The 18,393-nt window shown below is 51.0% G+C and carries 15 protein-coding genes and 1 tRNA gene; 11 read left to right on the forward strand and 5 right to left on the reverse strand.

From position 1 onward, the window contains the following. Window positions 1-5: 5 nt before the first annotated feature. Window positions 6-1,280: a saccharopine dehydrogenase family protein gene (locus tag ACJMNB_RS04015; protein ID WP_405339233.1), complete on the reverse strand. Its 1,275-nt coding sequence runs from the start codon at window positions 1,278-1,280 to the stop codon at window positions 6-8. Between the two features lie 266 nt (window positions 1,281-1,546). On the opposite strand from ACJMNB_RS04015, the gene ACJMNB_RS04020 reads away from it, so the two are divergent. Continuing rightward, window positions 1,547-1,620, forward strand: a tRNA-Ile gene (locus ACJMNB_RS04020). A 74-nt stretch (window positions 1,621-1,694) separates the two neighbouring features. Continuing rightward, window positions 1,695-3,242 (forward strand): Na+/H+ antiporter NhaC family protein, encoded by a 1,548-nt coding sequence (locus tag ACJMNB_RS04025; protein WP_405339235.1) that lies wholly within the window; start codon window positions 1,695-1,697, stop codon window positions 3,240-3,242. Here the strand turns inward: ACJMNB_RS04025 and ACJMNB_RS04030 are convergent. Beyond that, complete coding sequence (locus tag ACJMNB_RS04030) at window positions 3,235-4,143, reverse strand: DMT family transporter (protein ID WP_405339237.1); 909 nt, start codon at window positions 4,141-4,143, stop codon at window positions 3,235-3,237. The two genes, ACJMNB_RS04025 and ACJMNB_RS04030, sit on opposite strands and share 8 nt — an antisense overlap. A gap of 38 nt (window positions 4,144-4,181) precedes the next feature. On the opposite strand from ACJMNB_RS04030, the gene ACJMNB_RS04035 reads away from it, so the two are divergent. The 4 genes from ACJMNB_RS04035 to trpS all read left to right on the forward strand — a co-directional run bounded on the left by ACJMNB_RS04035 (window position 4,182) and on the right by trpS (window position 8,058). Further along, window positions 4,182-5,021, forward strand: coding sequence for a type III pantothenate kinase (locus ACJMNB_RS04035; RefSeq protein ID WP_405339239.1), 840 nt, complete (start codon window positions 4,182-4,184; stop codon window positions 5,019-5,021). Window positions 5,022-5,107: 86 nt separating this feature from the next. After that, window positions 5,108-6,073, forward strand: coding sequence for a GGDEF domain-containing protein (locus ACJMNB_RS04040; protein ID WP_405339241.1), 966 nt, complete (start codon window positions 5,108-5,110; stop codon window positions 6,071-6,073). A 31-nt stretch (window positions 6,074-6,104) separates the two neighbouring features. Further along, window positions 6,105-7,046, forward strand: coding sequence for a UDP-glucuronic acid decarboxylase family protein (locus ACJMNB_RS04045; RefSeq protein ID WP_405339243.1), 942 nt, complete (start codon window positions 6,105-6,107; stop codon window positions 7,044-7,046). 16 nt (window positions 7,047-7,062) lie between these two features. Continuing rightward, entirely contained in the window at window positions 7,063-8,058 is a 996-nt protein-coding gene (gene trpS / locus ACJMNB_RS04050) for a tryptophan--tRNA ligase (protein ID WP_405339245.1), read from the forward strand. Window positions 8,059-8,072: 14 nt separating this feature from the next. Here the strand turns inward: trpS and ACJMNB_RS04055 are convergent, their stop codons facing one another. Continuing rightward, window positions 8,073-9,866, reverse strand: a complete 1,794-nt coding sequence (locus ACJMNB_RS04055) for an ATP-dependent nuclease (RefSeq protein ID WP_405339247.1) — start codon at window positions 9,864-9,866, stop codon at window positions 8,073-8,075. Between the two features lie 53 nt (window positions 9,867-9,919). Then, entirely contained in the window at window positions 9,920-10,114 is a 195-nt protein-coding gene (locus tag ACJMNB_RS04060; protein ID WP_405339249.1) for a hypothetical protein, read from the reverse strand. On the opposite strand from ACJMNB_RS04060, the gene ACJMNB_RS04065 reads away from it, so the two are divergent. Both ACJMNB_RS04065 and ACJMNB_RS04070 read left to right on the forward strand, forming a co-directional pair. After that, on the forward strand, window positions 10,094-12,784 hold the full coding sequence (locus ACJMNB_RS04065) for an outer membrane protein assembly factor (protein WP_405339251.1): 2,691 nt from the start codon (window positions 10,094-10,096) through the stop codon (window positions 12,782-12,784). The genes ACJMNB_RS04060 and ACJMNB_RS04065 overlap by 21 nt on opposite strands. 9 nt (window positions 12,785-12,793) lie before the next feature. After that, window positions 12,794-13,309 carry an OmpH family outer membrane protein gene (locus ACJMNB_RS04070; RefSeq protein WP_405339253.1) on the forward strand — a complete coding sequence of 172 codons (516 nt, stop codon included), beginning with the start codon at window positions 12,794-12,796 and terminating at the stop codon, window positions 13,307-13,309. Window positions 13,310-13,384: 75 nt separating this feature from the next. On the opposite strand, the gene ACJMNB_RS04075 is transcribed toward ACJMNB_RS04070, so the two are convergent. Beyond that, on the reverse strand, window positions 13,385-14,557 hold the full coding sequence (locus ACJMNB_RS04075) for a sugar transferase (RefSeq protein WP_405339255.1): 1,173 nt from the start codon (window positions 14,555-14,557) through the stop codon (window positions 13,385-13,387). Between the two features lie 68 nt (window positions 14,558-14,625). On the opposite strand from ACJMNB_RS04075, the gene ACJMNB_RS04080 reads away from it, so the two are divergent. The 3 genes from ACJMNB_RS04080 to nadC are packed head-to-tail and all read left to right on the forward strand — an operon-like array spanning window position 14,626 to window position 18,272. Then, the gene (locus ACJMNB_RS04080) at window positions 14,626-15,915 is read left to right on the forward strand and encodes a homoserine dehydrogenase (RefSeq protein ID WP_405339257.1); all 1,290 of its coding nucleotides are present in this window, start codon (window positions 14,626-14,628) and stop codon (window positions 15,913-15,915) included. A gap of 42 nt (window positions 15,916-15,957) precedes the next feature. Next, window positions 15,958-17,409: a sugar transferase gene (locus ACJMNB_RS04085; protein WP_405339259.1), complete on the forward strand. Its 1,452-nt coding sequence runs from the start codon at window positions 15,958-15,960 to the stop codon at window positions 17,407-17,409. Then, the gene (gene nadC / locus ACJMNB_RS04090; protein WP_405339261.1) at window positions 17,409-18,272 is read left to right on the forward strand and encodes a carboxylating nicotinate-nucleotide diphosphorylase; all 864 of its coding nucleotides are present in this window, start codon (window positions 17,409-17,411) and stop codon (window positions 18,270-18,272) included. Before ACJMNB_RS04085 ends, nadC begins: the two co-directional genes overlap by 1 nt. The last annotated feature ends 121 nt before the right edge of the window (window positions 18,273-18,393 follow it).

The raw sequence follows: 18,393 nt of genomic DNA on the forward strand, positions 1-18,393 counted from the left end.
TCTCTCTAGTCAACGAGGACGGGATTGAAGTTTTCCTGCCAGGGGAGGCCGTACTTGGTGAGGGCTTCCATGAACGGATCCGGGTCGAATTCTTCGACGGTATGCACGCCCGGCTTGTTCCACTTGCCAGTAAGCACCATCATGGCGCCGCACATAGCGGGCACGCCGGTGGTGTAGGCGATAGCCTGGCTGCCGAGTTCCTTGTAGCATTCCTGGTGGTCGCAAACGTTGTACAGATAGTAGGTCTTGTCCTTGCCGTCCTTCTTGCCCTTGAAAATGCAACCGATGTTGGTCTTGCCAACGGTGCGGGGACCGAGGCTTGCCGGGTCCGGAAGGAGAGCCTTGAGGAACTGGATAGGAACGATGTCCTGACCCTGGAACTTGATGGGCTGGGTGCTGAGCATGCCCACGTCTTCGAGGCAGCGCATGTGGTCGAGGTAGCTCTGACCAAAGGTCATGAAGAAGCGGATGCGCTTCACGCCCGGAATGTTCTGGGCGAGGGATTCAATTTCTTCGTGGTGCAAGAGGTACATGTCCTTCTGACCGACCTGGTCGAAGTTGTACACGCGCTTGATGCTCATAGCCGGAATTTCAACCCAGTGACCCTTGCCGTTTTCGTCGGTGTCCCAGTAGCTACCCGGAGCAGAGACTTCGCGGAGGTTGATTTCGGGGTTGAAGTTGGTTGCGAACTTGTAACCGTGATCGCCACCGTTGCAGTCGAGAATGTCGATTTCTTCGATGGTGTCGAACTGGTGCTTCAAAGCATAGGCGCAGTATGCCTGAGATACACCCGGGTCAAAGCCCGAACCGAGCAGAGCCGTGAGACCGGCCTTTTCAAACTTTTCTTTGTATGCCCACTGCCAGCTGTAGTCGAAGTAGGCGCTGAAACCCTGTTCCTTGCAGCGCTTGTCGTAGACCTTGCGCCACTGCGGATCGTCAATGTTTTCGGGTTCGTAGTTTGCCGTGTCCATGTAGTTCACGCCGCATTCCAGACAGGCATCCATAATGGCCAAGTCCTGGTAGGGGAGTGCGATGTTCATCACGAGGTCCGGCTTGTATTCCTTGATGAGAGCAGAGACATTCTCGGCCTTGTCGGCGTCAACGGCTGCAGTCGTAATGACCGTCTTTGTGTTCGGGCGGAGTTCCTGGGCCAGCTTTTCGCAGTTTTCGCGATGGCGGCTTGCGATACAGATTTCGCTAAAAACTTCGCTGCAGGTGCAGCACTTCTTGATAGCAACTGTGGCAACGGCGCCACAACCGATAATCAATGCTCTTGCCATTTTTTGTTTGTTCCTCATTTGTTGAGAGTTAATCCATCGGGATGGCGATCCCGGTAGAGTATGTTGATACCATAAATGTAGTAAAAGACGAGTGCTGCAAAAATGAGCTTGCTCATTTTTATAGTCGAGTCAAACTACATGCACACCCGAAGGGTGTGCCAATTTAGGAACTTTTGCGTAAGGTGAGTGAAACAAAAAAAATTCACTTGGAAAAAATCCCTAAATTGCATTTAAACGGAATTTTTTTTATTATATTTGGCTTGCACGGAGCTTTAGCTCAATTGGTTAGAGCAGCGGACTCATAACCCGCGGGTTCCGGGTTCAAGTCCCGGAGGCTCCACGAAAGCCCTTGGTTTAAAGCCAAGGGCTTTTTCGTATTTACTATTATTTTGCTATTCGGAAAGGAGATTTTATATGGAACAGCAAGCTGTAGAAGCGGCGTCCTACTTTCATGGAACTTTTTGGGCGTTGGTTCCTTCACTAGTGGCTATTGTCCTTGCTCTTATCACCAAGGAGGCTTATTCGTCTCTGTTTGTGGGTGTCTTGATTGGCGGGCTCTTTATAAGCCAGGGGAATTTTTCTGGATTCTTGGATGCGGTTTTTAAAAACGGCATGGTCAAGCAGGTGTCCGATCCATGGAATGTGGGCATATTGTTTTTCTTGGTAATGCTTGGGACGATGGTTGCCCTGATGAATAAATCGGGTGGCGCAGCGGCCTTTGGTAACTGGGCGAAAAAGCACATCAAGTCTAAGGTTGGGGCACAGCTGGTGACTATTGTGCTTGGCATTTTGATTTTTGTGGATGACTACTTTAACTGCCTTACGGTGGGTAGCGTGATGCGCCCTGTTACAGACAAGTTTAAAATCAGCCATGAAAAGCTCGCTTATTTGATTGATGCGACTGCGGCCCCTATTTGCATTATTGCTCCGGTCAGTTCATGGGCGGCTGCTGTGACGGGCTTTGTCGAAGGCGAAGATGGCTTGGGGCTTTTCATGAAGGCAATCCCCTTTAATTTTTATGCATTGTTGACGATTGTTGCCCTTTTTGCGTTGGTGCTTTTGAAGGTGGATTTTGGGCCGATGAAAAAGTACGAATCTGTTGCGGACATGATTAGTGCAAAGACGCAGAAAGTGAATGTGGAAAATGATCGTGGAACGGTGCTGGATTTGGTATTCCCCATTGTGGCGCTGATTTTCTTTTGCGTGTTGAGCTTGGTTTATACAGGTGGCTTCTTTGCGAGCGGAGAGGCGCATAAGGGTTTTGTGGATGCCTTTGGTGGAAGTGACGCTTCTGTCGGCCTTGTTCTCGGTAGCTTTGCCGCCTTTATTGCGACTGTAATTTGGTATTTGGGCCGTCGAGTCCTGAAACTGCGCAAGTGTCTAGAATGCTTGCCCGAGGGCTTTAAAGCGATGGTCCCTGCAATTATTATTCTGGTGCTTGCCTGGAGCCTGAAGGGAGTTACCGATACCCTTGGCGCGAAGGATTTTGTGGCGGGCCTTGTTTCTGGAAGCGCTACGAGCTTGATGAATTTTATGCCGGCACTTATTTTCTTGGTTGGAGTTGGTCTTGCTTTTGCGACGGGAACCTCTTGGGGAACCTTTGGCATTCTGATTCCGATTGTGGTGGCTGCGTTCTCGAGTATCGATCCGAACTTGATGATTATTTCGATTTCGGCTTGCATGGCGGGAGCTGTTTGTGGCGACCACATTTCGCCGATTTCGGATACGACGGTTATGGCAAGTGCCGGTGCCGAGTGTAACCACGTGAACCATGTGAATACTCAGCTGCCGTATGCCTTGTATGTGGCATCCATCAGTTTTGTGAGCTACATTATTGCGGGCACAACGCGCAGTGCGCTGCTTTCGCTTTTTGTTGGAATCATTCTAGTTGTGGGTGGTCTTCTGTTTATCAAGAAACGGAAACCATTTATGAGAAAGCGTAGAAAAGTGAAAATTAGTTAGGCTTGATTTGCGCGGCGATAATCGCCGTCATCATAATAGCACAGCCAAGCAATTCGCGGGTGGAAAGCTGTTCTCCTAAAACGGCCCACCCGGCAAATACGGCGAAAACTGATTCAAGGCTCATCGTTAGCGACGCTATGGTGGGCCTTACTTTGTCTTGGGCGACAATTTGCAATGTGTAGGCTATTCCGCTGGAGCAGAATGCGGCAAAGCAGAGTCCTGCAATTGCCCGCGGGTTTGTAAAAGCGGCTGCGATGGTGCTGAAATCCATTGCCGGAAATTTAAGGTCGAAAATAATCATCAGGGGTGCTGTCAGTACGCCGATGGTCAAAAACTGGATGCTTGAAACTCGAATGGGGTCCACATAGTTCACGAATTTATCAATGACCAGGATGTGGATCGAAAAGGCGAGTGCGCAAAGGAGTGAAACGCCGTCCGAAAGTTCAAGCGAAAATCCGTCCTTGATGCAGAGCAGGTAAAGGCCGATGGTAGTGATGAATACGCAAATCCAGGTCTTTGCCGAAATGCGGTGGCCAAGTATCAATCTTACGACGGGAACAAGCACGATATAGCATGCTGTCAAGAAACCCGATTTCCCGGCAGAGGTGCCGAGATACATTCCGACTTGCTGCAAGTTCATGGCGATAAACAAGGCGAGCCCGCAAAAGAATCCGGCTTTCCAAAGGAGTCTTGTTTCGGCGGGGGTATGTGGCCTGCGTGGGCTTTTTCCGAAAAAATCAAGCAGCTTGAAAATTAGGGCAAGAAATCCGGCTGCTATAAAACAGCGAATGGTCGAAAATGCGAATGGACCGAAAGCGTTGCCTTCGATTTGCGCAACAAAACCTGAACCCCAGATGAATGCGGTGAAAACGAGTAAAAGACTGTAACCGAGACTAGCCATAGGACGATATATAGAAAACTTTTTCTATCTTTTTTTACGTGAAAAAGAATTTGAAAAAGTCGGATACGTTCTCGTTTGTGGTAGATGTGGGCAATACCCACACGGTTTTGGGCATTTTTAAGGGCGACAAGGTGGTAGACCACTGGAGGCTCACGACCCGCAAAGAAACCACCAGTGACGAAGTGATGAACCGCATCGGCGGTCTCGTCCGTTTTTCCGATATCAAGCCTTCGGATATTACCCATGTGGGTCTTTCTACGGTGGTACCCGTTCTGGAACGTCCGTGGATCAAGGCTTTGCAGACCCTTTTGAAGCGCCCGGTGCAGGTGGTGAGCTCCAAGAACTGCCTGGATTGCCCGATTGCCTACCCGAACCCAGCGACGCTGGGTGCCGACCGTTTGTGCAACGTGATCGCCATGCGCGACCTTGGCTACAAAGATGCCATTGTCGTGGATATGGGGACGGCGACCACGTTCGATGTCATGAAAGACGGCGGTTTTGCAGGCGGTGTCATTATCCCGGGCATTAGTGCCAGTTTGGACGTGTTGACCGAAAAGGCCGCGCGTCTTTTGCCGGTGAGCATTGAATGGCCTGACCATGTGATTGCCAATAATACCGACGATGCTATTCGTGCGGGTCTGTTGTATGGTTTCTTGGCTCAGCTGGATTTCTTGATTGGAAAGATTAAAAAGGAAATGGGCCGTAAAGACATGCCTGTTTATGCGACTGGTGGTTGGGGAAGAACCATCGCTCGCAGAACATCCTTGATAGACAAGTATGACCCATTCTTGACCCTGCGAGGGATTCGGCTTGTGGCTGTGAACGGAACCGCAACTACAGCCTACGGCGAGGAATCGAGAGATTCAGAAGAAGAATAAATTTTCTCAATTAAGAAGGGGAAAAATAAATGGAAAAAAATCTTCTAAATATGCTCTCGGAGCATAAGACCTTAATTTTCTTAATTATGTGTCTGTGCGTTCACGTTTTTAACGTGTTCCTCTTTTGGGAATTTGGACTGTATCCATTGGTAATTCTGAATGCCCTTAGCTCTGTGGTGTATGTGATATTCTTGACACTTTTTAAGAACGAGAACCTCAGAATTTCATTCGCCTACTTCGAAATTATTCTTTTCTCCGCCGCAACAGAATTGATTTCTGGCGGCCATTTTGGTACTTTGAATTTCGTCATTGGCATGATGGCTGTGATTTTCTTTATGCTGCCTTATTCCAACAGGAAAAAGCATGTGTACCAATTAATTGGTGCTGTGTCTGCCGTTGCCATAAGTCTGATTTCTGTTTATGGCTATTCCCTTTATCCGGAATTGGTTGGTACGGCTCTGCAACACAAAGCTTTTGTGAAAAGCATGAACTTGGTGATTACGTTGTTTTCTCTGTTCTACTTGTCCAACCTTTATTTGGTGGAACTAAGAACCACTCGTGAAAAGCTGGACTACAACAGCAATCATGATATGCTGACGGGCCTTTATAATCGTCGATTCTTTGAAGGCATCATGAAACGCAGCAAAGAAGAAAAGGAAACGTCTTTTTCTGTCGCCATGCTGGATGTGGATGACTTCAAGAAGATTAACGACACCTACGGCCATGAAACCGGTGATAGGGTTCTGGCTGCGGTAAGTAAGTGTGTTGAAGCTAGCCTGCCCCAGGATGCCGTGGCGGTCCGTTGGGGTGGTGAAGAATTTGTGCTGTACTTGCCTCAGGTAGATGAAGCCCAGGCTCTAGATATCTTGAACAATTTCCGAGCAAAACTTTCGGAACAGGCTGTTTATTACAGGGGAACTCGGGTGACCATTACGGTGACTATTGGCCTTTGTACTGGCGAAAGTATCGCAGACTACCAAGAATATATCCGTCAAGCAGACGAAAAACTGTATTGGGGCAAGAAGCACGGTAAGAACCAGATTGTTAAATAGCTATATTATGCCCGTATAATTGGAGCTTAATATGCGCTGTTTAGTTACTGGTGGTGCAGGATTTCTGGGAAGTCACTTGTGCGAACGTCTTTTGAATGACGGGCACGAGGTGATTTGCCTTGACAACTACTTTACTGGTCGCCTGATGAATGTTGACCATTTGCGCGACAACCATCGCTTCGAGTTAATCCGCCACGATGTGACTGAACCGATTCTTTTGGAAGTAGACCGCATTTTTAATCTGGCGTGCCCTGCAAGCCCTATTCATTACCAGTTTAATCCGGTAAAGACCATCAAGACGAGCGTCATGGGCGCTATTAACATGCTCGGCATGGCGAAGCGCGTGAAGGCCCGTATTCTGCAGGCTTCTACAAGCGAAGTCTATGGTGATCCCGCAATTCACCCGCAGACCGAAGATTATTGGGGAAACGTGAACCCCATCGGTATCCGCAGCTGCTACGACGAAGGCAAGCGTGTGGCCGAAACCCTCTTTATGGATTACCACCGCCAGAATAACGTGGATATCCGTATTGTGCGTATCTTTAATACTTACGGCCCCCGTATGCTCATGAACGACGGCCGCGTGGTCAGCAACTTTATTGTACAGGCTCTCAAGGGCGACGACATTACCATTTACGGTGATGGCAGCCAGACCCGTAGCTTCTGCTATGTGGACGACTTGATTGAAGGCTTTGTCCGCATGATGAACCAGGACAAGATTATTGGCCCGGTGAATATCGGTAACCCCGGTGAATTCACCATGCTGGAGCTTGCGAAGGAAGTGCTCAACCTTACGGGCTCCAAGAGCAAGATCGTGTACAAGCCGCTGCCGGGTGATGACCCAAAGATGCGCCGCCCCAACATTGAACTTGCAAAGTCTGCCCTCGGCTGGGAACCGACGATTCCGCTGCGCCAGGGCCTCGAAAAGACGATTGTGTATTTCGACAAACTTTTAAAAGAATCCAAACAATAAACCCTAGAATCGTTCCATGAAAAAAATTTCCCTTACGGGCATCAAGCCCACCGGCACTCCTCACTTGGGTAACTACCTGGGCGCAATCCGCCCGGCTCTCGAACTTTCGAAGACCTACGATACGGTTTACTTCATTGCCGACTATCATGCTCTTACGACAGTGCAGAACGGCGCCGAAATGCGTGCCAACATCTACAAGATTGCGGCTACCTGGCTTGCCCTCGGCTTGAACCCCGAAGAAGGTCTGTTCTACAAGCAGAGCGACATTCCCGAAATTTTTGAACTGAGCTGGGCTTTGAGCTGCTTTACGCCCAAGGGTTTCATGAACCGTGCCCACGCCTACAAGGACAAGGTGGCCAAGAACGAAGCCGCCGGTGAAGATCCGGATGCAAACGTGAACATGGGTCTCTATTGCTACCCCTGCTTGATGGATGCCGATATTCTCATGTTCGGTGCGGACATCGTGCCGGTCGGCAAGGACCAGAAGCAGCACGTGGAATTTGCCCGCGATATCGCCATCAAGTTCAACAAGCATTTTGGCGAAGACGTGTTCACCATTCCGGAACCGGTGTTCCAGGAAACCACGGGTATTATCCCGGGTCTCGATGGCCGCAAGATGAGCAAGTCCTACGACAACGTGATTGATATCTTCCTGGAAAGCAAGGCTTTGAAGAAGAAGATTGGCAAGATCGTGACGAACTCCCAGGGTATCGAAGAACCCAAGGATCCGGACACTTGCAACGTGTTCAAACTGTACAAGCTCTTTGCTACTCCGGAACAGACCGAAGCTTTGGCAGCCCGCTACCGCGCTGGCGGCATGGGCTGGGGCCACGCCAAGCAGGAACTCCAGAACGTTCTCGAAGAACACCTGGGTGAAGCTCGCGAAAAGTACTTCTACCTGCTCAGCCATACCGAAGAAATCGACAAGATTCTTGCCTACGGTAAGGAAAAAGCTCGCGTGAAGTCTAAGGCGATGATGGAAAAAGTTAGAAGCTTGCTCGGAACGTACTAAGAGCTCTCACGGGATTAATTCCCGCGGCTACCTTCAATAATCCAACGACACAACTCCTCGATACTATCGTAATCGGGGAGTGTTTTTATAAAGTTCGGCGATTTGCTGCGCTCGATGAACTTGCTCCAGGTCTGTTCGTTCTTGGCTTCGAGACCTAAATGCTCTTCGATGGCACCGCGGGTCCACACCCAAATTCCCTGGTTGCGGAGCTTGGCGTGAATGCTGCGGATGGGTTGCTGCGCTTCTTCCATATCGGCCATCATGGCGTAGGCGGTGGAAGCGCTGATGTTGCTGTGCTTGTTGACGGGGAGTCCGTTCACCAAGCGCAAGTGATTATGGAAGGCCAGTTCGCGGAACAGGTCGCGACAGTACTTGATGTCGGGATCGTTGGGCTCCAGGAATCCGTCGCGGGTGGCAGTGGTGAAGGCGTAATCCAAGTCCACGATGGCGCGCACGGGCATGTCCATGGCGTCGAGCACTTGCATGCTCTTGCGGGTGTTGCTTACGCCGCCCTGGCGGACCAGCGCGCATTTAATGAGGGCGAAGGACTGTCCGGTAATGCGCTCGAAAAGGGCCGGGAGCACGCGCCATTCCGTCTTGCCTTCGGTCAAAAGTACATAGTCGGCGAACAGGAGCTCGTTGCTGTTGCTGAGGCTGAACAGCATCTGCAACTGGCTGGGTGCATCTTGCACCACCTGGTGCACGGCGTCTTCCATTCGCTTGCGCATGTAGGTGCCGCGTTCCTTGTTCTTGCGAATCAGCAGGGAAGTGCTGACGTCTTCGCTGGTAACCATTTGGGCGCTGTGGGTGGCGAATACCACCTGGTAGCCTTCATTCGAAAGATTCTTGAGCGCCACACGCACAAGTTCAACAGCTTGCGGGTGCAAGTAGAGTTCTGGCGAATCGATGAGCAACAGGGTGCGGCTTAGGTAATGATTGTGATGATGCTTCTTGACATCAGCCAGGTAACGCACTAAAGCCATTTGGATGGCGCGCTTGCTGCCTTCGCCCATGCGGCTGATGTCGCGTTCAAAGCCGTCGTCTTCATCGATGACTTTGAGGCTTGCGCTCTTGAGGAACGTCTCGAGTGTGGGCATGGGAATGTCGAATTCCACTTTGACGCTGGGGAACAGCGGCGAAAGCTTTTCGTTGACTTCCCGGTCAAAAATCTTGATTTCTGCGGCGCGGTTTTCGCTTTCGGGCGAAAGCAGGTCGCTGAATTTGTTCAAAAGCGTATTGATCTCGTTGCCGAAACGACGTTCCAGGGGCTTGAAAATTTCGTGCAGGAGCTTGGTGAACGCCTGATTCCCTTCGAAATCCCAAATGGCGATGGATTCAGGGAACATGCGGTGATAGGCGAACTTGAAAGCTTCATTGGGTCTAATCCATTCGCGTTTGTCGCCACGGCGGTGATTGCTCGGTACGAATACAAAAAGTTCTAGGCTCTCTGGATTTTCGTTGGGAATGCGTTGCACCTTTTTTACCCGCAGGCGGCCAGGGCCTTGGGGGGTATTCTGCAAGAACGGGCGCACTTCGGCGGCGTATTCTTCGCCCAAACGGTTGAGAACTTGCTCTGTAATACCGTCAAAGACCCCAATGACTTCTACGGGGCGGTTGGGGTCGTCAAAGTACGAAATATCCAGTGAAAATTTGGACAAAAGCCAGCGAATGCCCATCAAAATGTTGGTTTTGCCGGCATTGTTGTAGCCAATGAGCGCGGTAAAGCTACTGAGCGGAAACGTCTGCCTCTGAATGGAACGCAGATTCGAAATAGTGATCTCAGATAATCTCAGTGCTTGCGGTGTCATACACTGAATGTATATAAAAACTTTAGGGCGAGAACACTAAAAATGCCGTTTTTTTACTTTTTGGCAAGTTTTGCGCGGGTCTCCCGCTTGTAACTTTTGTATTTTTGTCCCGAATTTTGTTTATAGGTAGGTTTATTCTGCGCTTCCGCTGGCTGTTTTTTCTTGCTGTTTTTGTAGGGCTTGCTCAGGCCCAGCTTTTGGACATGTCCGAAATGTCCGAGAGCTATATGGTCGAAAATAAGATCCATAAGGTCAAGGTCGAAGGAACCGTCCACATGGACGATCGCGCTGTCCTTAGCCGTATCGGTATTCGCGATGGTCAAAGCTATTCTCCGACGGCTTTGACCGAAAAGGTGCAGTCCTCGGTGACCTCCCTTTATAAGTCCGGCCTCTTTGACGACGTGACGGCTTGGATTGACTACGTGGGCGATGGCACCGATGTAGACCTCATTTTTAAGATTAAGGAACTCCCGGCGCTGGATACTACGGTGTTCGAAGGTCCTGATGAAGTTTCTGAAGAAGATTTGAAGCTGAAAGTCCGCCTGATTCCTGGCCAGGTTTACAGCAAGAGCCAGTTGGAACGTGACCGCCAGGCTATTTTGGAATACTACCGCGCCGAAGGCTACTTACTTGCCGAAGTGGGTTACCGCGAAACTCCGGTAGACGAAAACAAGAATATGGTGACCTTCATTGTCCGCGAAGGCGAAAAGGTGAAGGTCCGTCAGTTCGATATTCAGGGTAACGACCATGTGCCTGCCGAAGATATCATGGAACACATGGTGACCAAGCTGGACCAGTGGTGGGGCGGCGGCGAATTCAAGGAAAACATCTTTGAAGCGGACCGCGACACGGTGTTGAATGCCATTCGCCATTTCGGTTACCTGGATGCAGAACTTACCGAATATAGCGCCGAATACCTGCCGGACTCCTCCTGCCTGTTCTACATGGGCCGCATGGTGCCGCTGGGCGAAAACCTGGAAGTTCTTTACAAGCAGTTGAACCTGGCCTTGGGTGATTCTGCCACGCCGCTTTACAAGATGGCCGGCAAACCGACCATGCAGGTGACTCACGTCTTTAGACAGCACCGCGAAGTGGGTGCGATGCCCTGGGTGACTAGACCTAAGGTCATGGTCAAGACCGAAGAAGACGCCTGGAAGATGCTGAACGACATTATCCGTTACGAAAGCGCCCGCAAGGAACTTCTGGAAATCGTGGACGGTCGCAAGTGGAACAATCCGAAGATTAACGAACTTCGCAAGATCAAGAAGCGTTCTACTTACGAAGAAAAGCTTATGGTCCGTTACATGATCGAAGACATGTTCCCGGCCCTCAACAAGTACGACAATATCAAGACTTCCAGCGCCATTCTGGTTCATATCCACATGAACGAAGGCCGCCGGTACTACATGGGCTCGCTGCACTTCTCGGGTAACGAGGTGCTGAACGACAAGATGCTCAAGTACGCCTTCCGCCTCGATAGCGGTGAAGTCTTCGACCAGTACAAGTACGATGCCTCTCGCAAGGCCCTTCTGGATTCTTACCGCGAAGACGGTTACCTGTTTGCCCAGTACGAAGAAACCCGTACGTTCGAAAACGATTCTATCGTGAACCTGTCTTACAAGATGACTGAAGGCCTGCCGGCCCAGATTCACAAGGTCCATATCCACGGTAACACCAAGACTAACGAAAAGGTGATCCGCCGCGAAGTGCGCCTGTATCCGGGTGACACCTACCGTCAGTCTGCCCTGGAACGTAGCTTCCGTGAAATCATGCAGTTGAACTACTTCGACATGGTCGTGCCCGACATCAAGGTGGTGGGCGAACAGGAAGTGGATCTCGACTTTACCGTGCAAGAAAAGGAAGCCGGTACCGGCCAGTTCAGCTTGGGCGTTTCTTATAGCGAAAGCGATGGTGTCGTGGGTACGGCAAGCGTATCGATTCCGAACTGCTGTATGGGTGATGGCCAGGCAGCCTCCTTCAGCGTGGAATACGGTGCCGACAAGAAGAGCGCTGCTATTAGCTTCCAGGAACCCTGGTTCCTCGACAAGCCCATTACCTTGGGTACAAGCCTCAGCTATTCTTGGTGGAACATGTCCAAGTACGACGACCCCGACATTACCCGTTACGGTGGTTCTGTGTACCTGGGTAAGCGCCTTAAGTGGCCTGATGACTACTTCTATGGCCAGATCGGTTACAGCTGGCTCATGAACAAGCAGGGCCCGAACATTGACGACAGCTACGTTGTCTATACCGGTGTGGAATCCGCCTTGAACTTCCGCCTGTTGCGCGACGACAAGAACCTGCCGCAGTTCCCCACCGAAGGTTCCCGCTATGTGCTGGATATCCAGTGGGCTGACGATGCCTTGTTCAGCGACTTTAACTTCGTGAAGACGGAACTTACCATCAAGTGGTGGTTCCCGCTGTTCCGCGACCGTTTGGCAATCGCCCTTACCAACCAGTACGGTGTGATTGTGGGTGACCAGTTGCAGTACCGTACCCTTTACACCATGGGCGGTGTCATGGGTTACGAAGGCATGATGCGTGGTTACAGCTCGGGCTCTATCGGCTACCGTCGTTTGGGCCGCAGCTACCAGTACACCGGTGCTGAACTCCAGCTTGGCCTTGTGCCCCAGACCTTCTACTTGTTGCCCTTCTTCTTTGATGCCGGTAACGTGTTCGGTGAACGCTACAACCCGCGTACCAAGGTTCCCAAGCCGAGCCGCAATCCGCTTAGCGAATGGGATCCCACCAGCCTCAAGAAGGATATCGGTTTCGGTTTCCGCGTGATTGTGCCGATGCTCGGTATTATCGGATTCGACTTTGCCTGGCCGCTTGATGTGGGCGAAACCTATAGTGGTACCCAGCGCACCGAAGTGGGCGATATGCAGTTCAACTTTGTGATTGGTCAGGGATTCTAAGGAGGCTCTATGCTTAAGCGTCTGCTGATAGTTTTGGTTCTTGCCTTTGCGACCGTCTCGTTTGCCGAAGACGGACTGCGCATTGCGCATGTGGATTCCAAGCTGATTTTTGACGGCTATAAGGGCACCAAGAAGGCCCAGGAAGAATATGACCGTCAGGTGGCTAAGTGGGAACAGCAGGGTAACTTGCTGCAGAAGGAACTCGCTGCTATCAAGGAAAAGCTGGACAAGCAGGTGCTGATGCTCAGCGACGAAAAGAAGCGCGAGCTGGAAGCCGAGTACAACAAGAAGGATATGGAACTCAAGAACTTTATTGACCGCGTTTATGGTCGTAAGGGCGAACTGATTTCTGAAAACGAGAAGGTGAGCGGCCCGATTATCCAGCTGATTCGCAAGGCCATTAACGAAATCGCTTTGCAGGAAGGCTACGACATGGTGGTGGACCGTGCTACCGGTGCCGTGGTGTTCTGGAAGAAAGAAAACGACCTGACCCAGAAGGTTCTGGATTACTTGAACAATCGATAGTTTTCGAAAGGTTCGAAAAATTTTAAACCCCCGCGGTGAGCGGGGTTTTCTTTTATGCATTTGAAAGTCGCAGGATTAGTACGCGCCTTCGCCTTTAAATACGACCTTGAAGGTTTTCAGAATCAGGGAGAAGTCGTCGCCCAATTTTCCGTTGCGCTTGATGTAGTCGTTGTCCAGGCGCATCTGGCCTTCGAAGCTGATGTTGCTGCGGCCGCTGACCTGCCAAATGCAGGTGAGACCTGGTGTTACGGAAAGACGCATGCGGTGCCAGGGCTCGTATTCCGCCACTTCGGACGGAATCGGCGGGCGCGGGCCCACGATAGACATGTCGCCCTTGAGAATGTTGAAGAACTGCGGAAGTTCGTCGAGGCTGAACTTGCGGAGTACGTGGCCGAAGGGGTAGATGCGCGGGTCGTTCTTCATCTTGAAGGTCTTGCCGCCCGTCTCGTTCTGGGCCAACAGTTCTTTCTTGCGCTCTTCGGCGTCTGCGTACATGCTGCGGAACTTGTACATGGTGAACAGCTTGCCGTTCTTGCCTACGCGGGTCTGCTTGAAGATGACAGGACCCTTGGGGTCGCTGATCTTGACTGCTGCGGCGCAGAAGAGAAGCAGGGGAGAGCAGAGCACAATCGCGATGCTCGTGCAGGTCACGTCCACAAGTCGCTTGACCATGTGGCGGTAGCGAATGGTGTGGGGGTGTTCCCAGATATGGTCCAAGTTCAAGCGTGTGAGCGAGAAGAATCGCCCGTTGGCGCTGTTAAAGTCTTTAATCTTGTCTTCCAGTTCCAGGTTTTCTTTTTCTTGGAGCCCCGTATAGATGTAGGCCTCGAAGATGGGCTTCTTGGGGTTGATGCGCAATGTCTGGATCAGACCTGCATCGTTCAGCTTGTGCAAGATTTCTTTGCGGATGGATTCCAGAACCGAGAGGTCGGAATTCAGCAGGATGATGCCGAGACCGCTACCGTCAGAAAGGTAGCCCAGCACATCGATAAAGCGCAAGTGCGAAAACATGGTCAAAATGCTGATTCGCCAGGTGTTTTCGACGGTCTTGTTGGGGCTGCCCCAACCAAAGAAGTCGTACTGGTGCGAATACATCTTGATGTACAGGAATGGCTTACGGGTGCGGTTCGCCCTCATAAACTCTTCATTCAAACGCGTTCTAAAGAGCTTTGCCGGATAGACAATGTTCTTCAGTTTCTGCTCGTCGAGAATTGAGCCAATAGCTGGATTGACGGATTCCTGTTCCATGCAGCCAAATATAGCAAAAAGAAAATTGCTATCTTTACGCCCGTAAAAATTTAAAATGGAGACGCCCTATGTTGCGTATTGGCTTAATTGGTACTGGAACCGTCGGTGGCGGTGTTATTCAGATTCTGGAACAGAAGATTGCTGAATACAAGGAAAAGCTCGGTGTTGAACTGGAATTGGCTTGCATTTGCGCCAAGTCCGAAGAAGAAGTTGCCCCGTACAAGGCAAAGGGCTACAAGGTTTCGACCAACGCCGACGAAATGATCGCCGGTAATGATATCGACGTGCTCGTGGAACTTGCCGGTGGCTACAACATGCCCCGCAAGTGGATTCTCGCTGCTCTCGAAAGCGGCAAGCACGTGGTGACTGCCAACAAGGCTCTCCTCGCCAAGTACGGTCATGAAATTTTCCCGCTCGCAGCCAAGAACGGTCTGCATGTGCTGTTCGAAGCAGCCGTGGGCGGTGGCATTCCTATCATCCGTAGCTTGCAGGAAGGCCTGCTCGGCTCTACTGTCGAACACCTGAGTTGCATCATCAACGGTACCTGTAACTACATCCTCTCCCGCATGGCCGACGAAGGCCTGGACTTCGACGTGGTTCTTAAGGATGCCCAGAAGCTCGGCTTTGCCGAAGCTGACCCGACTTTCGATATCGAAGGTATCGACTCTGCCCACAAGACGGCCTTGCTCGCCAGCCTTTGCAGCGGCAAGCGCGTGGACTTCGAAAAGATTCACGTGACGGGTATTTCCAAGATTACCGCCCAGGATATCGCGTTTGCCAAGGAACTTGGCTGCTGCGTGAAGCTCCTCGGCATCTATCACCGTGACGGTGACCGCGTGGACGCCCGTGTCCATCCGTGCTTCGTTTCTAACGAAAACCTGCTTTCTAACGTGAACGGTGTCATCAACGCCGTGTACCTCAAGTGCGACAACCTGGGCGAAACGGTCCAGACTGGCGCCGGTGCTGGCCGCCTCCCGACCGCTTCCGCTGTCGTAGCCGACCTCGTTTCCTTGGCCCGCTCCGTGGATCAGGGCAGCCGCAAGGCTCTCCCCATGGGCTGGTTCAACGTGGACAACTCTGCAACGTTGGTGCCGATTTCCGAAACCACCGCCCGCTATTACCTGCGCTTCACTTCTCGTGACGCTTGCGGCGTGCTTGCCAAGATTACCAGCATCCTGGCCGAAAACAAGATTTCCATCGAAACCATTATCCAGAAGAACGTGAACGATCCGGGTAAGGTTTCTGTGGTGGTCATCACCGAAAAGACCCAGGATTGCAAGGCTTCTAAGGCTGTGGATGCCATCGACGCCTTGCCCGAAATCGTGGAAAAGAGCCAGGTTATCCGTTTCCTTGCTTAACGGATAGCCTTTTAGGCTTCAATTTTGTAGTTTAAGGTCGATATGATTCGCGCTGCTACATTGGAACGTATCCTCGTTGTCCTGTCGGACTTCGTGGCGTTGTCGATTTGTTTTGTACTCGCTTTCTGGGTACAGTTCCACAGTGGTTGGATTGTCGATAAGTTCGATCCGAGTAAGGCGTTTGCCGATTACGCTCACATGGGCCTTGTGCTGAATGTGGGCTGGATCTTCCTGTTTGTTTGTGCGGGACTTTACCGTTCGTGGTTGCTCATGTCGAGAACGCACCAGATTTTGCGCGTGTTACGCGCGGTGCTGATTGGCATTGTGCTGATTATTGCGGTTCTGTTCGGCGCAGAATTTATTGGCAAGGTCATGGTGAACGAACCGCTCAATAGTGGTTATCTGTACGGATCTCGATTCCCCTGGATCTTTATTTACGGCGGCTTTGCGCTGTTCTTGGTGGTTATCTTTAGAATGCTTATTTACCGTTGCCTGCGCAGGCTCTTGAGCCTTGGCTTTGGTGCGAATAACATTCTTGTGCTGGGTGCCACCGAGGCCGGCAAGAAAATTGCCGAAGCGCTTGCAAAGACTCCTGAACGCGGCCAGCGCGTGGTGGGCTTTGTGGATGAACGCTTCCAGGTGATGGAGCATGAATTTGCAGGCGTCCCGGTTCTTGGCAAGTATGCGGATTTGGCGACCCTCATCAAGAAATACAAGGTAACGGGCATTATTATTGCGCACGAAAGTTCTTCTCCGCAAGAAATCATGCGCGTGCTTGTTTGGGTGTGCGACCAGCCGGTACACATTTACCTGGTGCCCGAACTTTATAGCGTGATTAACGGCCAGTTCAAGGCCAACCTGGTTTATGGTTTTGAACTTCAGGAACTGTTTGCGTTTACCATGCCGCTTTGGCAGGTCCGCGTGAAGCGCGTTATCGATATTCTGTTTGGCGCCTTCTTGGGAATTATTTCTTTCCCGGTTTGTGTGCTGGCTGCCATTGCCATTAAGCTTGAAGACCATGGCCCGGTGTTTTATTCCCAGGAACGCATTGGCCTTTATGGCAAGCCCTTTACGGTATTCAAGTTCCGCACCATGCGTACCGATGCCGAAAAGTTTGGCGCCCAGTGGGCCACCAAGGATGACCCCCGCATTACCAAGGTGGGCAAGTTCTTGCGCAAGACCCGTATCGATGAACTTCCGCAGATTTTGTGTGTGCTTAAAGGCGACATGAGCATGGTGGGCCCCCGCCCGGAACGTGCCGTGTTTATCGCCAAGCTTCGTGAAGAGATTCCGTTCTATATTAGCCGCCTGAAAATGAAGCCGGGTCTGACCGGTTGGGCTCAGGTGTGCCACCATTATGATACCAGTACCGAAGACGTGAAAATCAAGTTGCAGTACGACATGTATTACTTTGAAAACATGAGTCTGCTCTTGGATTTCCAGATTCTGGTAAGAACTGTTTATGTTGTTTTGACTGGAAAGGGAGCGCAGTAATGTACGGCGACAATTCTACCCCGGTTTTTCCGACTGAAGATGCTTTGACCATGATTCGCTTGGCTTTGGCCGAGGATGTTCGCACTGGTGACGTGACCAGCGAATGGACCATTCCCGCCGACCAGAAGCAACATGCTCGCCTGATTGCCAAAGAAGACGGCGTGCTCGCAGGCCTCCCGGTGATTGAACTTGTGTTCCAGGAACTCAAGGCCAACGTGAAGGTGACGCTCCACAAGAAAGATGGCGATGTCGTGAAGAAGGGTGACCTGATTGCCGAAATGGACGGCACCACGCACGAACTCTTGACGGGCGAACGTACGCTTTTGAATTTTATCCAGCAGCTTTCCGGTGTGGCTACCGTTGCTCATACTTTCCAGGAAGCTTTGAAGGCTGGCAAGACTAAGGTTCTTGACACTCGTAAGACGGTTCCCGGTTTCCGCACTTTGCAGAAGTATGCCGTTCGCGTGGGTGGCGGTTCTAACCACCGCATGGGTCTCTTTGACATGGTGCTGGTAAAGGACAACCACATTGCAGCTGCAGGTGGCGTTCTCGAAGCTCTCGAAGTCGTGAAGAAGAACAACAAGCAGAACTTGATGGTTGAAATGGAAGTGGAAAACTTCGATCAGCTCCGCGCACTCCTGAACAAGGGTGTGGATGTCATCATGCTCGACAACATGAGCAACGAAATGATGGCCGAAGCTTTGAAGATTATCAAGGAAAGCGGCGACAAGGTGTTGGTGGAAGGCTCCGGCAACATGACTCTCGAACGCGCCAAGGAAATCGCGACGCTCGGTTTGGACTATATCTCGGTGGGAGCTCTTACACATAGTGTAAAGGCCCTCGATATTTCCATGCGTATTTAATACTAAAAAATGGCCTAAAAAGGGTGTTTTAGCTCTCTTTGGATGGCTGAAAAATACATCTTTCTTAAATGGGTATTGAAATCTTTACAATGCCCATTGCTTTTTTTATATTTGGCCCCGA

The sequence above is a fragment of the Fibrobacter sp. genome, from assembly GCF_045131395.1.
In the GTDB taxonomy this organism is placed as follows: domain Bacteria; phylum Fibrobacterota; class Fibrobacteria; order Fibrobacterales; family Fibrobacteraceae; genus Fibrobacter.

Coding starts and splice junctions, on each gene's coding strand:
- nadC (WP_405339261.1), top strand. CDS start 17,409: ATGTACGGCGACAATTCTACCCCGGTTTTTCCGACTGAAGATGCTTTG.
- ACJMNB_RS04085 (WP_405339259.1), top strand. CDS start 15,958: ATGATTCGCGCTGCTACATTGGAACGTATCCTCGTTGTCCTGTCGGAC.
- trpS (WP_405339245.1), top strand. CDS start 7,063: ATGAAAAAAATTTCCCTTACGGGCATCAAGCCCACCGGCACTCCTCAC.
- ACJMNB_RS04045 (WP_405339243.1), top strand. CDS start 6,105: ATGCGCTGTTTAGTTACTGGTGGTGCAGGATTTCTGGGAAGTCACTTG.
- ACJMNB_RS04060 (WP_405339249.1), bottom strand. CDS start 10,114: ATGGATCTTATTTTCGACCATATAGCTCTCGGACATTTCGGACATGTC.
- ACJMNB_RS04080 (WP_405339257.1), top strand. CDS start 14,626: ATGTTGCGTATTGGCTTAATTGGTACTGGAACCGTCGGTGGCGGTGTT.
- ACJMNB_RS04025 (WP_405339235.1), top strand. CDS start 1,695: ATGGAACAGCAAGCTGTAGAAGCGGCGTCCTACTTTCATGGAACTTTT.
- ACJMNB_RS04040 (WP_405339241.1), top strand. CDS start 5,108: ATGTGTCTGTGCGTTCACGTTTTTAACGTGTTCCTCTTTTGGGAATTT.
- ACJMNB_RS04030 (WP_405339237.1), bottom strand. CDS start 4,143: ATGGCTAGTCTCGGTTACAGTCTTTTACTCGTTTTCACCGCATTCATC.
- ACJMNB_RS04075 (WP_405339255.1), bottom strand. CDS start 14,557: ATGGAACAGGAATCCGTCAATCCAGCTATTGGCTCAATTCTCGACGAG.
- ACJMNB_RS04055 (WP_405339247.1), bottom strand. CDS start 9,866: ATGACACCGCAAGCACTGAGATTATCTGAGATCACTATTTCGAATCTG.
- ACJMNB_RS04070 (WP_405339253.1), top strand. CDS start 12,794: ATGCTTAAGCGTCTGCTGATAGTTTTGGTTCTTGCCTTTGCGACCGTC.
- ACJMNB_RS04065 (WP_405339251.1), top strand. CDS start 10,094: ATGGTCGAAAATAAGATCCATAAGGTCAAGGTCGAAGGAACCGTCCAC.
- ACJMNB_RS04015 (WP_405339233.1), bottom strand. CDS start 1,280: ATGGCAAGAGCATTGATTATCGGTTGTGGCGCCGTTGCCACAGTTGCT.